The organism is Bradyrhizobium sp. NBAIM03, assembly GCF_020194055.1.
In the GTDB taxonomy this organism is placed as follows: domain Bacteria; phylum Pseudomonadota; class Alphaproteobacteria; order Rhizobiales; family Xanthobacteraceae; genus Bradyrhizobium; species Bradyrhizobium yuanmingense.
This window is the reverse complement of record NZ_JADYVS010000014.1, coordinates 162764-176478: the sequence shown is the minus strand read 5'-3', so window position 1 is coordinate 176478 and position 13715 is coordinate 162764. Positions and strand designations below refer to the sequence as shown.

Annotated in this window: 12 protein-coding genes; 3 read left to right on the top strand and 9 right to left on the bottom strand. The window is 65.2% G+C overall.

All coding sequences use genetic code 11. The features are described from left to right. Positions 1-49: 49 nt before the first annotated feature. The 4 genes from mdlC to I6F21_RS21915 form a co-directional block, all read right to left on the bottom strand. The gene (gene mdlC / locus I6F21_RS21930) at positions 50-1672 is read right to left on the bottom strand and encodes a benzoylformate decarboxylase (RefSeq protein ID WP_225142096.1); all 1623 of its coding nucleotides are present in this window, start codon (positions 1670-1672) and stop codon (positions 50-52) included. Positions 1673-1813: 141 nt separating this feature from the next. Further along, positions 1814-2665 (bottom strand): MaoC family dehydratase N-terminal domain-containing protein, encoded by an 852-nt coding sequence (locus I6F21_RS21925; protein ID WP_225183409.1) that lies wholly within the window; start codon positions 2663-2665, stop codon positions 1814-1816. Positions 2666-2679: 14 nt separating this feature from the next. Beyond that, on the bottom strand, positions 2680-3783 hold the full coding sequence (locus I6F21_RS21920) for a CaiB/BaiF CoA-transferase family protein (protein ID WP_225142100.1): 1104 nt from the start codon (positions 3781-3783) through the stop codon (positions 2680-2682). A 10-nt stretch (positions 3784-3793) separates the two neighbouring features. Then, positions 3794-4963 (bottom strand): acyl-CoA dehydrogenase family protein, encoded by a 1170-nt coding sequence (locus I6F21_RS21915; RefSeq protein ID WP_036028627.1) that lies wholly within the window; start codon positions 4961-4963, stop codon positions 3794-3796. Between the two features lie 126 nt (positions 4964-5089). Here I6F21_RS21915 and I6F21_RS21910 point away from each other — a divergent pair, with 126 nt between their 5' ends. Continuing rightward, positions 5090-6010: a LysR substrate-binding domain-containing protein gene (locus I6F21_RS21910; RefSeq protein WP_225129195.1), complete on the top strand. Its 921-nt coding sequence runs from the start codon at positions 5090-5092 to the stop codon at positions 6008-6010. Positions 6011-6240: 230 nt separating this feature from the next. Here the strand turns inward: I6F21_RS21910 and I6F21_RS21905 are convergent, their stop codons facing one another. Both I6F21_RS21905 and I6F21_RS21900 read right to left on the bottom strand, forming a co-directional pair. Beyond that, entirely contained in the window at positions 6241-7515 is a 1275-nt protein-coding gene (locus I6F21_RS21905) for a cytochrome P450 (protein WP_225142102.1), read from the bottom strand. A 24-nt stretch (positions 7516-7539) separates the two neighbouring features. Continuing rightward, positions 7540-8805, bottom strand: a complete 1266-nt coding sequence (locus I6F21_RS21900) for a cytochrome P450 (RefSeq protein ID WP_036009721.1) — start codon at positions 8803-8805, stop codon at positions 7540-7542. A gap of 309 nt (positions 8806-9114) precedes the next feature. Here I6F21_RS21900 and I6F21_RS21895 point away from each other — a divergent pair, with 309 nt between their 5' ends. Beyond that, on the top strand, positions 9115-10260 hold the full coding sequence (locus I6F21_RS21895; protein ID WP_225142239.1) for a DUF898 domain-containing protein: 1146 nt from the start codon (positions 9115-9117) through the stop codon (positions 10258-10260). 3 nt (positions 10261-10263) lie between these two features. After that, entirely contained in the window at positions 10264-11373 is a 1110-nt protein-coding gene (locus tag I6F21_RS21890; protein WP_225142104.1) for a M48 family metallopeptidase, read from the top strand. An 18-nt stretch (positions 11374-11391) separates the two neighbouring features. On the opposite strand, the gene I6F21_RS21885 is transcribed toward I6F21_RS21890, so the two are convergent. The 3 genes from I6F21_RS21885 to I6F21_RS21875 all read right to left on the bottom strand — a co-directional run bounded on the left by I6F21_RS21885 (position 11392) and on the right by I6F21_RS21875 (position 13713). Continuing rightward, positions 11392-11604 (bottom strand): hypothetical protein, encoded by a 213-nt coding sequence (locus I6F21_RS21885; protein WP_036009716.1) that lies wholly within the window; start codon positions 11602-11604, stop codon positions 11392-11394. 67 nt (positions 11605-11671) lie between these two features. Continuing rightward, positions 11672-12301, bottom strand: a complete 630-nt coding sequence (gene upp, locus I6F21_RS21880) for a uracil phosphoribosyltransferase (RefSeq protein WP_036009715.1) — start codon at positions 12299-12301, stop codon at positions 11672-11674. 167 nt (positions 12302-12468) lie between these two features. After that, positions 12469-13713: a URC4/urg3 family protein gene (locus tag I6F21_RS21875; protein ID WP_036009714.1), complete on the bottom strand. Its 1245-nt coding sequence runs from the start codon at positions 13711-13713 to the stop codon at positions 12469-12471. Positions 13714-13715 lie beyond the last annotated feature (2 nt).

Below are 13715 nucleotides of genomic sequence, written 5' to 3'. Positions count from 1 at the left end.
GTGGCAGGATTCCCGGATTACGCTGCGCTCCATCCGGGCTACGACACGGTCAATGCTTCTGCCCGTACAGCACAGGCACTGCGGAATCCACGACGACCTCAACGAGGCTCGTGCCCGCATACGCCATGCCGCGCTTCAGCGCTTCGCCCAGCTCCGCAGCCTTCGTCACCCGCACCGCACGGCAGCCCATGCCCTCGGCAAGCCGGACGAAATCGATCCCCGGCAGCTCCAGCCCCGGCACGTTGCGCACCTGCATGACCTGGCTGAACGAGCGCATCGCGCCGTAGCCGGAATTGTTGATGACCACGACGGTGAGCGGCAGCTTGCGCTGCACGGCGGTCCAGAGCGCCTGGATCGAATACATCGCCGAGCCGTCGCCGATCAGGCACACCGTGCGCTGCTTCGGCTTGCCGAGCGCCATACCGACGGCGGCGGGCAGAGAATAGCCGAGGCCGCCGCTCGACATGGTGTAGAAACTGTCCTGGCCGCGCATCGGCAGGAATTTTTGCATCGCCGGCCGGTGCGAGGGCACTTCCTCGACAAGTGATGCATCATCCGGCATTGCCTGCGACAGCGAATGCAGCAGGAATTCGACCGGCAGCGGATCGGCGGGCTGCGGCGCCGGCGGCAGCGTGCGGCCTTTTGGCGCCGCGCGCTTGCTCTCCGGCAGCAGGTCGAGCAGCAGGCTCAGCGCCGGCTCCATCGTCGCGATGATGCTGGTGCCTGATGGCGTCACCGCGGCGGCATCCGCGTCATCCGTGATCTGGAAGATGGTCGCGCCGCGGTCGAAGATCGTGGCATGGCCCTCGACATGGAAGGTGAACACCGGCGCGCCGATGACGATGACGACATCGTGCTCGCGCAGCGCGTCGGACAGTTGCGCCGGCGAGGCATGCAGAAAGCCCGCGAATTGCGGATGCCGCTCGGGGAACGAGCAGCGTGCCGAGAACGGGCTGACCCAGACGCTCGCCTTGCTCTTCTCGGCGACGCGCACCATCAGATCCACCGCGCCGGCGCGATCGACGCCCGGGCCGACGACGAGCGCGGGGTGTTTGCTTGAGGCGAGCGCCGCAATCAGCGCCTTCATCGGCTCCAGCTCAGGGCCGATCTCGCGGCTGACCCTGCGCGCCTCGACCGGTGCGCAGGCATGGGCCCAGTCGTCGATCGGGATCGACACGAAGGTCGGCCCGCACGGCGGCTGCATCGCGGTGTAATAGGCCCGCGCGATCGCGGCGGGCACGTCCTCCGGCCTTGCCGGCTCGACGCTGTATTTCACATAAGGCCGCGGAAACTCGGAGGCGCGCTCGGCATAGAGAAACGCCTGCAAGGGCAGGATCGAGCGCGCCTGCTGGCCTGCGGTGATCACTAGCGGGGTCTGGTTGCGATGCGCGGTGTAGATGTTGCCGAGCGCGTTGCCGACGCCGGCCGCCGAATGCAGGTTGACGAAGCCGGCATTGCGCGTCGCCTGCGCATAACCATCGGCCATGCCGACGGCGGAAGCTTCCTGCAGCGCCAGCACGTAGTCGAGATCGTCGGGCCAGTCGCTCAGGAACGGCAGCTCGGTCGAACCAGGGTTGCCGAACACCCTGTCGATGCCGAAGGCGCGCAGAAGGTTGAGCGTCGCCTGCTTCACGGTGACGGGCTTGGTGCCGGTCTTGCCGTTCCTGGCCATGGTTTCCGTCCCTGCGTTTATTGATTGAACGTAGCAGCCCCACCCGTCATTGCGAGCGAAGCGAAGCAATCCAGAATCTCTCCGCAGAGGCAGTCTGGATTGCTTCGTCGCTTCGCTCCTCGCAATGACGAGGAGAGACTATCACCACACCGCCGTGCCCTTCATCGTCGGCTGCCCCTCCGCGTTCGCGGTCCACAGCTCCATGCCCGCCTCAGTCTCGTTGGCGTTGACCGAGAACTCCGTGCCTTCGAATAGCGGCTGCACGCCGCGATACGAAAACTTCTTCGGCGCCTTGCCGCCACGAAGCTTGGCCGCCATCTCGACGATCAGCGCTGCCTGTAGTGGACCGTGGAAGATCAGGCCCGGATAGCCCTCGACCTCAGTGACGTAGTCGCGGTCGTAATGGATGCGGTGGCCGTTGAAGGTCAGCGCGGAATAGCGAAACAGCAGCACGGGATCCGACACATGCGTTTCGCGATGCTGCGCCCGCGGCGGCGGAGGCGACGCCTTGCCGCCAGCCGGCGCGCCGCCGGTCATCTCGCGATAGACGATGTCCTGCCGCTCGCGGATCGCCGTGCCCCTCGGCGAGGAGATGCTGTGCTCGACCGAGACGAAGCACAGCGTGCCGGTCGATCCTGATTTCACCTGCACGTCGGCAATGCGCGAAGTCCGCGTCGATTCATCGCCGACGCGCAAGGGCTGCAAGAACTCGATCTCGCCGCCGGCCCACATCCGGCGCGGCAGCGGCACCGGCGGCAGGAAGCCGCCGCGGGTCGGGTGGCCGTCCGGACCGAGCATCGACATCGGAAACACCGGCTGCGCCAGGCACCAGTGCACCGTGAACGGCGCAGCGTCGCCCGCCTTGGGCTCGCCGACCTCCTGGAACAGCGTCGCGCGCAGGCCCTTCACGAGCTGCGCGGTGACGATGTCGGTGGCCTCCTGGCTGCGGCCGATCCATTGCCTGAGATGATCGATGTCGAGCTTCTCGGTCATGACGCCTCGCTCTCTCACGTCTTGGATTGGGGCTTTTCGCCAATGGCGGGCACGGCGCCGTAGCTGCGCGTCTCGCCGACGATGATCGGCGCCGGCGCGGGATAGCTGACGCGGCCGTTCGGCGTGTCGACCTCGATCCGCCGCAGATGCGGATGGTTGGCGAGGTCGGCCATGGTGTTGACCTCGGCGAATGCGATGTCGGCGTCCGAGAGCCGCTTCAACAGCTCGTCGCGCGTCATCCTGCCGAAGATGTCGGCCACCGTCGTGTCGGTGAAGTCGCGGTTGCGCACGCGCTCGACCATGTTGGCGACGCGGGGATCGGCCGGCAGGTCCGGCTGATCCAGCACCTTCGCGCAGAGCGTCTTCCACTCGCGCTCGCTCTGGATCGAGATCAGGATGTCCTTGCCGTCCTTGGAGGTGAACACGCCATAGGGCGCGATCGAGGGATGGCGCAGGCCCATGCGCTTGGGCGGATTGCCGGCTTCGGCATTGAGCAGCGGCACGGTGCACCAATCCGCCATCACGTCGAACATGGAGATGCGGATGTCGGCGCCCTTGCCGGTGCGCCCGCGCGCGATCAGCGCCTCCAGGATCGCGGCATGCGCGGTGGCGCCGGTCGCAACATCCACGATCGACATGCCGACGCGCGAGGCGCCATCGGGATTGCCGGTGATCGAGGCGAGCCCGCTCTCGGCCTGGATCAGGAGATCATAGGCCTTGCGGTGGGCGTAGGGACCTTCGTCACCATAACCGGTGATGGTGCACGAGATCAGCTTGGGATAGTCCTTCAAGAGCCGCTCGCGCGAGAAGCCGAGCTTGTCCATCGAGCCGGGTTTCAGGTTCTGGATCAGCACGTCGGCACTCGCGATCAGCTTCTCCAGCTCGGCGCGGCCTTCCTTCGTGGTGAGATCGACCACCGCCGATTGCTTGCCGCGATTGAGCCAGACGAAATAGCTGCTCTGGCCCTTGGCCGCCGCGTCATAGCCGCGGGCGAAATCGCCCTCGGGCCGCTCGATCTTGATCACGTCCGCGCCGGCATCCGCCAGGCGCGAGGAGCAGAACGGCGCCGCCACCGCCTGCTCGACCGCAATCACCCTGATCCCGTCCAATGCTCCCATGGCCGCAACCTCAGTACGAGCGCGGCATGCCGAGCACGTGCTCGGCGACGAAGGACAGCACGAGGTTGGTCGAGATCGGCGCCACCTGGTAGAGCCGCGTCTCGCGGAACTTGCGCTCGACGTCGTATTCCTCGGCAAAGCCGAACCCGCCATGGGTCTGGATGCAGGCGTTCGCCGCTTCCCAGGACGCATCCGCCGCCAGCATCTTGGCCATGTTGGCCTCGGCGCCGCAATCGAGCCCGGCCTCGTATTTGCGCGTGGCTTCCTTCACCATCAGCTCGGCCGCGCGCATCGAGGCGTAGGCTTTTGCGATCGGAAACTGGATGCCTTGATTCTGGCCGATCGGCCGGCCGAACACGGCGCGCTCCTTGGCGTAGTTCGTCGCCTTCGCGATGAACCACTTGGCGTCGCCGACGCATTCGGCCGCGATCAGGATGCGCTCGGCATTCATGCCGGAGAGGATGTAGCGAAAGCCCTTGCCTTCCTCGCCGATCAGATTCTCCGCCGGCACCCTCATGTCGGTGAAGAACACTTCGGTGGTGGCGTGGTTCATCATGGTGCGGATCGGGCGGATCTCGAGACCGTTGTTCTTGGCCTCGCGCATGTCGACGATGAACACCGACAGTCCGTCGGTGCGCTTCTTGACCTGGTCCTTCGGCGTGGTGCGCGCCAGCAGCACCATCAGATCGGAATGCTCGGCGCGGCTGGTCCAGATCTTCTGGCCGTTGACGATGTAGCTGTCGTTGCCGTCCTTGCGCGCGAACGTCTTCAGCGAGGAGGTGTCGGTGCCGCTGGTCGGCTCGGTGACGCCGAACGCCTGCAGGCGCAACTCGCCGCTCGCGATTTTCGGCAGGTATTTTGCCTTCTGCTCGGCATTGCCGTGCCTGAGCACCGTGCCCATCGTGTACATCTGGGCATGGCAGCCGCCGCCGTTGCAGCCCGCGCGCTGGATCTCTTCCAGGATCGCCGCGGCCGCCGACAGCTTTAGGCCCGCGCCGCCATATTCCTCGGGGATCAGCACCGAGAGATATCCGGCCTCGGTCAGCGCATCGACGAACGCCTTGGGGTAGGCCATCTCGCGGTCGAGCTTGCGCCAATATTCGCCGGGGAACTGCGCGCAGAGCTTGGCTACGGCCTCGCGGATGTCGGCGTAATCTTCGGCGTGGTGTTCTTGACTCATGGCGTTTCCAATTCTCAGCGGCAGTTAAAGATAACGCCGGCCAACCCACGGGCGTTGTGAAAACAATGCCCGCCCCCTATGCTCATTTGTTATAGCGTATGGAGTAGCCTTCCAGGATTGGCAAGCATGGATTTCCGGCAGCTCAGGACCTTCAGTTGCGTGGCGGAGCTCGGCAGCCTGTCCAAGGCCTCCGACACCTTGCGCGTGGCGCAGCCGGCGCTCTCCAGGCAGATCAAGCTCCTGGAACACGAGCTGCGCACCGAACTCTTCACGCGCAACGGCCGCGGCATGGTGCTGACCGAGGCCGGCCGCCTGCTGCTCGCACGCACCTCCGGCATCGTGCGGCAGATCGACCAGATCCGCGACGACATCCAGTCGGCCAAGGGGCCGCCGTCCGGCCAGGTCGTGCTCGGCCTGGTTCCGACCGTGAGCTGCGTGCTGTCGGCGCGCTTTGCACGGCGCTGTGTCGAAAAATTTCCCGGCATCTCGCTGCGCATCGTCGAGAGCTACAGCGGGCATCTGGTCGAATGGCTGCATCGCGGCGAGATGGATCTCGCCATCCTCTACGGCCGCTCGGCCGACCTGCATCTCAACGTGCAGAGCCTGGGGCGCGACAACATCGTCGCGGTCGGTCCGCGCGGCTGCGGCTTGGCGCGCAAGAAGAGCGTCGACATCGGCTGGCTGCTGCGGCAACGGCTGGTGCTGCCCTCTCATTCCCACGGCCTTCGGGCGCTGATCGAGCACGCTGCGGCCCAGCGCAAGATCAAGCTCGACGTCCAGCTGGAAGCGGACTCCTTCCGCGTGCTGACGAGCCTGGTCGAGGAGGGCCTCGGCTTCGCGCTGCTACCACCGTCCTCGGTCCATGGCGAGGTCGCGGACGGGCGGCTGGAAACCGCACCGGTATCCAAGCCGATGACGCGCGAGCTCATTTTTGCCTCTCCAATCGACCGCCCGGCCTCGACCGCCTCGCTCGCCATCACCGCGCTGCTGCGCGAGGAAGTCGCCGCCTGCCGCAAGGAAGGCGTGTGGGACATCAGGTTGAGTTAGATGGCGTGTCGTAGAACAGCCGCGCGCGGTCGTGCCTTCGCATCTGGCGCGAGCTGTCATGCCGGAATTCTATAGCGGGGGAGTGCCGTGCCTGCAGGTGCGGGCGTGACGAGCAGGTGTGTCCAGGACCCCGTCATTGCGAGCGCAGCGAAGCAATCCAGAAATCCCTCCGCGGTGACAGTCTGGATTGCTTCGTCGCTTCGCTCCTCGCAATGACGGTAGGAGAGAGCTCAGCCCGGAATCCGCACCGGCAGCGTCTCATATCCCTTGATGAAGCTCGAATAGATCCGCTTGGGCTCGCCGACCACCTCGATGCGGTCGAAGCGCTTCAGCATCTCCTCCCAGACGATCTTGAGCTGCAGCTCGGCGAGCCGCATGCCGACGCAGCGGTGGATGCCGAAGCCGAAGGAGAGGTGCGTGCGCGGGCGGGGGCGGTCGATGATGAACTCGTCCGGCTTGTCGAACATCTCCTCGTCGCGATTGCCGGAGACGTACCACATCACGACCCGGTCGCCCTTCCTGATGTGCTTGCCGCCGATCTCGGTGTCCTGGAGCGCAGTACGCCGCATATGCGCCAGCGGCGTCTGCCAGCGGATCACCTCCGGCACCATGGAATCGATCAGCTCCGGATTTTCGCGCAGCTTGTCGTACTGCTCCGGGTTCTCGTTCAGCGCCAGCACCGAGCCGGTCATGGTGTTGCGCGTGGTGTCGTTGCCGCCGACGATGAGCAGGATGATGTTGCCCATGAGGTTGTCGGGGTCCATGTGGCGCGTGGCCTCGTTGTGGGCCATCAGCGACAACAGGTCGTTGCGCGGCGCGGAGTTGACACGCTCGTTCCAGAGCTTGGACATGTAGGCGTAGCACTCGTCCATCTCGCGGCGGCGCTCTTCGGCGCTGGCGACGATGCCGCTCTTGGGCAGCGCGGTGGAAACATCGGACCAGCGCGTCAACTTGCGCCGCTCCTCCCAGGGGAAGTCGAACAGGGTCGCCAGCATCTGCGTGGTCAGCTCGATGGAGACGCGCTCGACGAAGTTGAACGTCTCGTTGCGCGGCAGATTGTCCAGCACGGTCTGCGAGCGCTGGCGGATCAGCTTTGCCAGCTCGTCCAGGTGTGTCGGCGTGAACATCGGCGACACCGTCTTGCGCTGCGCCGAATGCCGGGGCTGGTCCATCGCGATGAAGCTCGGATAGTCGTAGCCTTCCGGCACGTCGCGGATCGAGATGCCGCCGAGCTTGGAATCCGAGGAGAAGATGCCGTGATTGGTGTCGACATGCATGATGTCGTTGTACTTCACCACCGACCAATACGGCTCGATCGGCGCATTGGTGCAGTAATGCACCGGCTCTTCCTTACGCAGCCGCTCGAACCAGGGCCACAGCGTGTCGTCCTGGAACAGCCGGGGCGCGCCGGGGTGGAATTGCGACAACGGCGTCGCATAGGCCTCCTCGCGCGCCTTCCGCATGCGTTCGGCCTTGTCCACTTTAACCGGCGCTTGGATGTTCATGATCGTGGCTCCGTTGCGTTCGACTCACGCAGCAATCTTCACCGGCAGCGTTTCGATACCCTTTACAAAACTCGAATAGACCCGAGTGGGTTCGCCGACCACATCAATATGGTCGAACCGCTTGAGAATTTCCTCCCAAATAATCTTGAGCTGGAGCTCGGCGAGCCGCAGGCCGACGCAGCGATGGATGCCGAAGCCGAAGGACAGGTGCGTACGCGGGCGGGCGCGGTCGATGATGAACTCGTAGGGCCTGTCGATCACGTCCTCGTCGCGGTTGCCCGAGACGTACCACATCACGACCTTGTCACCCTTCTTGATCTGCTTGCCGCGGAACTCGAAATCGGACAGCGCCGTGCGGCGCATATGCGCGAGCGGCGTCTGCCAGCGGATCACCTCCGGCACGAAACTGTCGAGCAGGTCAGGGTTCTCGCGCAGCTTGCGATATTGCTCCGGATGCTGGCTCAGCGCGAGAAGCGAGCCCGACATGGTGTTGCGCGTGGTGTCGTTGCCGCCGACGATCAGGAGGATAAGATTGCCGAGGAAGTTCTTCGCATCCATGTCGCGCGTAGCAGTGCCATGCGCCATCATCGACAATAGGTCGCTCTTCGGCGGCTGTTCGATGCGCTCCTTCCACAGCCTCGAGAAATAGGCCGCGCATTCGGCGAGTTCGGCCATCCGCTCGTCCTCGGTGGCGACGAGACCGTCCGGGCCGGGAATCGTGGTGGCGACGTCGGACCAGCGCGTCAGCTTGCGGCGATCCTCCCAGGGGAAGTCGAACAGCACCGCCAGCATCTGCGTCGTGAGCTCGATCGAGACGCGATCGACCCAGTCGAACACCTCGCCACGGGGAAGATTGTCCAGGCACTCGGCCGAGCGCTTGCGGATGTTGATGGCGAGATTGTCCAGGTGTGTCGGCGTGAACATCGGCGCCACGGTCTTGCGCTGGGCGGCATGGCGCGGCGGGTCCATCGAGATGAAACTCTCACGGCGCAGATCCGGATCGATGTCGCGGATGGTGATGCCGCCGAGCGCGGAGGCCGAGGAGAACACCGCATGGTTGGTCTCGATCTCCATGATGTCGTTGTAGCGCGTCACCGACCAGTACGGCCCGAACATCGAGTCCTTGCAGTAATGCACGGGATCCTCGCGGCGCAGCCGGTCGAAATAGGGCCAGAACGTATCGGTTCTGAACAATTCGGGGTCGCCGGGATCGAACTGCTCCAGCGGCAGCGACATGGCGCGCTCGCGCAAGGCGTCGAGCTTGGCCGCGCTTTCGATGGTCCCATGCATGACCGTTCTCCCTGGATATGAACCGCGCGTCGTTGAATTCTGCGCTGCGGTATTTGATTTGCAATTACAGCCGGTTGTCTGCGCCGGGGCAAGGGAGAGTTTTGCCACATCCAGCCTTCACGAGCGCGTTGCACGATCGTCACGACGCCACGCGAACGTGACCTCCCGCACGCCGAACGACAGAGAATCGTGCGAGAAACCCGCTGGAATCGAGCTAAATCGAACCCGCTCATCTTGGGGATCGACTAACCTCTGATCTATAGTTTGGCCGGAACAGATCCGCATCCCGAGGTTGCCGCCGTGAACGACATGCAATGGACCCCGATCGGGTCCGAACCCTTGCCCCCGCCGCTGCCGGCGACGCGGGTCGATTTCTCCGGCAGCCGCTCCGAGTTCCGCAAAATGGTCACCAAGGGTGCCATGCTCGAGCTCGTGACCTTCGGCTTCTACCGGTTTTGGCTCGTCACCGACATCCGCCGTCATCTGTGGACGCACACCGCGATCGATGGCGATGCGGCCGAATACACCGGACGGGCCAAGGAGCTCCTGGTCGGCTTCCTGTTCGCGCTCGCGATCCTGTTGCCGATCTATCTCGCCTATTTTCTCATTGGCATCGAGTTCGAGCGCTGGCAGGCCTTTGCCTCGACGCCGCTATTCATCGCCTTCTACGCCTTCGGCCAGTTCGCGATTTTTCGCGCGCGGCGCTACCGCCTGACCCGCACGGTCTGGCGCGGCGTCCGCTTCTGGATGGACGGCTCCGGCTGGGCTTACGCGTTTCGCGCCATGCTATGGGGCTTGCTGGTGCTCCTGACGCTCGGTCTCGCGCTGCCCTGGCGCGCGGCGGCGCTCGAACGCTACAAGATGCGGCACACCCATTACGGCGATCTCCGCGGCGATTTCGACGCCGACGGCTGGACCTTCTTCAAGCGCGGCTGGTGGCTCTGGCTGCTCAGCCCGATCGCGCTGATCATCTTCCCGCTCGCACCGTTCTTCTATGCCGAGTTCAAGGCGCGCGAATGGCGCTGGTGGCTCGACGGCATCCGCATCGGTGGCGTCAGCCTGTCCTCGGAATTGCCTCATGATGCCTTCTACGGCCTGTATTGGAAAGTGATCGGCTGGTGGATGCTGCTCACGGTCGCGTTCGCAGCCTATATGGGCGGCAGCGCCTTCCTGGTCGTCTCGCTCACCGGCGTTTCCGCCGAGGAGATCTTCGCCGGCGACAATGCGACGAAGAGCATCCCGATGGTGGCGATGATGGTGATCGGCTATTTCGCGCTCGCTCTTGCCATCAACATCGTCATGCGGGTCTATCTTCAACGCGATCTTTGGGCCAAGGTGCTGGAGACCGTCGAGGTGCACGACATCGCGGCCGCGGCGGACGTACGCGGCAGCGGTCAGCTTGCCGGCGCGCTCGGCGAAGGCTTTGCCGATGGACTGGATGTTGCAGGATTTTGAGCCTTGAGTGATGTGTTCGCCGATACCCCTGTGCAGTCCGGCAAGCCGACAATCTTCTTCGACGGCGTGTCCAGCCGCAGGCGGCAGGTGACGCTGATCCTCGGCGATGCGCTCGAGATCCACGAAGAGGGCGGAACGCTCCTTCATTGGCCCTATGCCGACATTCGCCGTGCCGACAGTCCGCCCGGAATCCTGCGCCTGGCTGCGACGTCCGCACCGCCTCTGGCGCGGCTGGAGATCCGCGATGCCGCGCTTGCCGCGGAGGTGGCGGCCCGCTGCACGCGGCTCGACGAGCACCGGACGACGCGCAGCGGCGTCGCGAAAATCGTGGGCTGGTCGGTTGCCGCCGCCGTCTCCATCGTCTGCGTCGTCCTGTTCGGCGTTCCGCTCGCCGCCGACCGGCTCGCGCCGCTGGTGCCGAAGCCCGTGGAACGGCGCATCGGCGATGCCGCCGAAGTGCAGATGAAGACCATCTTCGGCCGCGGCGTGTGCGAAGACCCCGCGGGCAAGGCCGCGTTCACGAAGCTCGTCAACCGCCTGCGCGATGCGGCCGGCCTCGACGACACAATGACGGCCGGCGTGCTGCCGAGCTCGATACCGAATGCCTTCGCGCTGCCCGGCGGCAAGGTGTTCGTGCTGAAGGGCCTGCTCGACAAGGCCGAAAGTCCCGACGAGCTCGCCGGCATCCTCGCCCACGAGCTCGGCCATCTCAAGCATTACGACAACATGCGCGGCCTGATCTACAACGGCGGCACCTCGTTCCTGATCGGCCTCTTGTTCGGCGACATCACCGGCTCCTCGGCCGTGATCTTCGCCTCGCGCAGCCTGGTCGAAGCGTCCTATTCGCGCGAAGCCGAGACCGGCGCCGACACTTTCGCGATCGAGATCATGCATGCGCTCGGCCGGTCGCCGAAGCCCGCGGCCCAGCTGATGTTCCGCATCACCGGCAAAGAGGGCGGCTCCGGCCTGACGAATATCCTCGCCAGCCATCCGCTGACCGAGGACCGCCTCGCGCGCATGACGAAGGAGGACCGGCCCGCCAGCGGCCCGCCGCTGCTGACCGACAAGGAGTGGCAGGCACTGAAGGGCATTTGCGGCAGCGGGAAGGTGTGACGGCCCGCTCCTAGCGCATCACTTCGCCGGCGCAGCAGGGGGATTCGATCCGGTGGTGACGTTCGGCGCCGTGTTCGGATTCGAGGTCGTGGTCTGGGGACCGAACTCGCGACCATTGTAGAAGAAGACGGCCGCGACCACGGCGATCACGAAGATCGCGCCGACCGCCCAGCCCACCGGGCTGTTGCGGCGCGCACGGTCAGTCCTGGGGTCATCATTCTGATAGGTCATCGTGCTCTCCCTGTTGGTGCAGGAGAACCTCGCGCGGTGGAAGCTGTTCCTAAAACGCGCCCAGCACTTACCGCGTTCCGTAGGCGCGGTCGCCGGCATCGCCGAGGCCAGGCAGGATGAACCCGTTGTCGTCGAGCCCTTCATCCACGGCGGCCGTCCAGATCGGCACGTCCGGATGCAATCCGCGCAGCCGTTCGAGCCCCTCCGGGGCGGCGATCAGGCAGGCGAGGCGGATGTCCCTGGCGCCGCGCTCCTTCAGCCGGTCGATGGCGGCGACGGCGGTGTTGGCGGTGGCGACCACCGGCGTCACCACGATGGCGAGGCGCTCGCTGAGGTCAGACGGCGATTTGAAGAAATACTCCACCGCGGCAAAGCTGTGCGGCTCGCGGTAGAGCCCGATATGGGCGACGCGCGCGGTCGGCACCAGATCCATCATGCCGTCGACGAAGGTGGTGCCGGCGCGCAGCATCGGCACGAATACCAGCTTCTTGCCGGCGATCTTGGCCGAGTGCATCGTCGCCAGCGGCGTCTCGATCACGGTGTCGGTGAGCGGCAGGTCGCGCGTCACCTCGTAGCACAGCAGCATGCCGATCTCCTTGATCAGCTCGCGGAACGACTTGGTCGAGATGGACTTGTCCCGCACCAGCGTCAGCTTGTGCTGCACCAGCGGATGATCGACGATCGTGACGCCTTCCATGATGAGATGCTCTTGCTTTTCCCTTCTCCCCTTGTGGGAGAAGGTGGCGCGAAGCGCCGGATGAGGGGTATCTCTCCGCGAACTCCAACTGAGAGATGTGCCCGCGGCGACAACCCCTCACCCGGCTTCGCTTCGCGAAGCCACCCTCTCCCACTAGGGGAGAGGGTTTAAAACACCGTGCCGTCGCTGATCACCTTGAGCGGCGGCGATCCATCGGGACGGCGTGCAAATGCGATGGCGCGGCCCGCCGCCCACGTGCCGCCTTCGAGGATGCTCGCAAGCGGCAAGGTCCGAGGGGTGCGGCCGAGCTTGGAGCGAATGCGCTCCGCCAACCTGTCGAGCAATGCAATCGTCAGCGCGCGCCACTCCACGACGAGCAGCGAATCCACTTCATGCGCACGCGCGGCATCGGCGGCATCGCGCAGGCGCAGCACGTCATGATCGACGAACAGACCGCCGTTGCGGTATTCGGCGAGCCCGGTCAGGCCATCGATATCGGTCACCTCAAAGCCGGCGCGCTGCAGCGGCTCGATCAGCGAATAGCTCAGCCATTGCGACAGCTTGTGCAGCGGCACGAGGCCTGCCGTGCCGTCGTCCGCCTTGATCGCCGGATGCCGCCAGCAATCGCCGAGCGGAATGCCGCCGAGTTCGAGTCGCGAGGGCCAGATCGGTCCAAGCCGGTTCAGGACGGCCGACAGAATCGCGGGCGCGGCAATGGCGCCGCCACTCGCTTGCGCCGCGATATGATCGAACAGCCCGCCCGGCCGCGGCGTATCGTGCAGGCCGAAGATTTCAGGGCGCGCTGCAACTTGCTTGCCCAGGCGACGCAGCAGATCGGTGCGCCCCTCGAGGCCGAGCAGCGGATTGTTGTCAGTTACACGAAACCCTGATCGGAGCCGATCGATGGACAACTGCGCGATCACATCCGCATCGACGCGGAAGGGAGAGCGTGGATCGCCGGAAAACGCGCCCTCCACAAACATGTTGAGACTGGCAAGCGCAAGTCCCTCGGATCGACCGAAATCCATCCTCGTCTTGGCGTCCCGGTAGCGCCAGGTAGCGCCGGCGCCGGCATCCAGCAGCACGCTGACGATCGCAAGATCGAATTCGGCGCGCGCACGCGCGGCGCGATCCGGCCAAGACGCGACTTCCACTTCCTCTAAGGACGACCAGCGGTCGATGCCGCCGAGCACGAAGTGCCGCCAGCGCGCATGAAAGGGAATGTCGAGTGTCGGATAGGCTTTACGGGTCACCGCGAGCACGGCATCGGCAACGCCATCGATGCGGTCGAGATCGACCGTGAAATGGGTGAGCCCGCCGGCAAGGCCGAGCTCGAGCATCTGTCCGGCGCGCGCGCGCACCGCCTTTGCGGTGAGCAGCGCGCGTGCCTGCGATTCCAAAGCGTCCGCCATCG

What these genes read in the sequence shown, in the direction of transcription:
- I6F21_RS21900 (WP_036009721.1), bottom strand. Translation starts at nt 8,805, where the DNA reads ATGCATGGGACCATCGAAAGCGCGGCCAAGCTCGACGCCTTGCGCGAG.
- I6F21_RS21920 (WP_225142100.1), bottom strand. Translation starts at nt 3,783, where the DNA reads ATGGGAGCATTGGACGGGATCAGGGTGATTGCGGTCGAGCAGGCGGTG.
- I6F21_RS21905 (WP_225142102.1), bottom strand. Translation starts at nt 7,515, where the DNA reads ATGAACATCCAAGCGCCGGTTAAAGTGGACAAGGCCGAACGCATGCGG.
- I6F21_RS21885 (WP_036009716.1), bottom strand. Translation starts at nt 11,604, where the DNA reads ATGACCTATCAGAATGATGACCCCAGGACTGACCGTGCGCGCCGCAAC.
- I6F21_RS21915 (WP_036028627.1), bottom strand. Translation starts at nt 4,963, where the DNA reads ATGAGTCAAGAACACCACGCCGAAGATTACGCCGACATCCGCGAGGCC.
- mdlC (WP_225142096.1), bottom strand. Translation starts at nt 1,672, where the DNA reads ATGGCCAGGAACGGCAAGACCGGCACCAAGCCCGTCACCGTGAAGCAG.
- I6F21_RS21895 (WP_225142239.1), top strand. Translation starts at nt 9,115, where the DNA reads ATGCAATGGACCCCGATCGGGTCCGAACCCTTGCCCCCGCCGCTGCCG.
- I6F21_RS21910 (WP_225129195.1), top strand. Translation starts at nt 5,090, where the DNA reads ATGGATTTCCGGCAGCTCAGGACCTTCAGTTGCGTGGCGGAGCTCGGC.
- I6F21_RS21925 (WP_225183409.1), bottom strand. Translation starts at nt 2,665, where the DNA reads ATGACCGAGAAGCTCGACATCGATCATCTCAGGCAATGGATCGGCCGC.
- I6F21_RS21875 (WP_036009714.1), bottom strand. Translation starts at nt 13,713, where the DNA reads ATGGCGGACGCTTTGGAATCGCAGGCACGCGCGCTGCTCACCGCAAAG.
- upp (WP_036009715.1), bottom strand. Translation starts at nt 12,301, where the DNA reads ATGGAAGGCGTCACGATCGTCGATCATCCGCTGGTGCAGCACAAGCTG.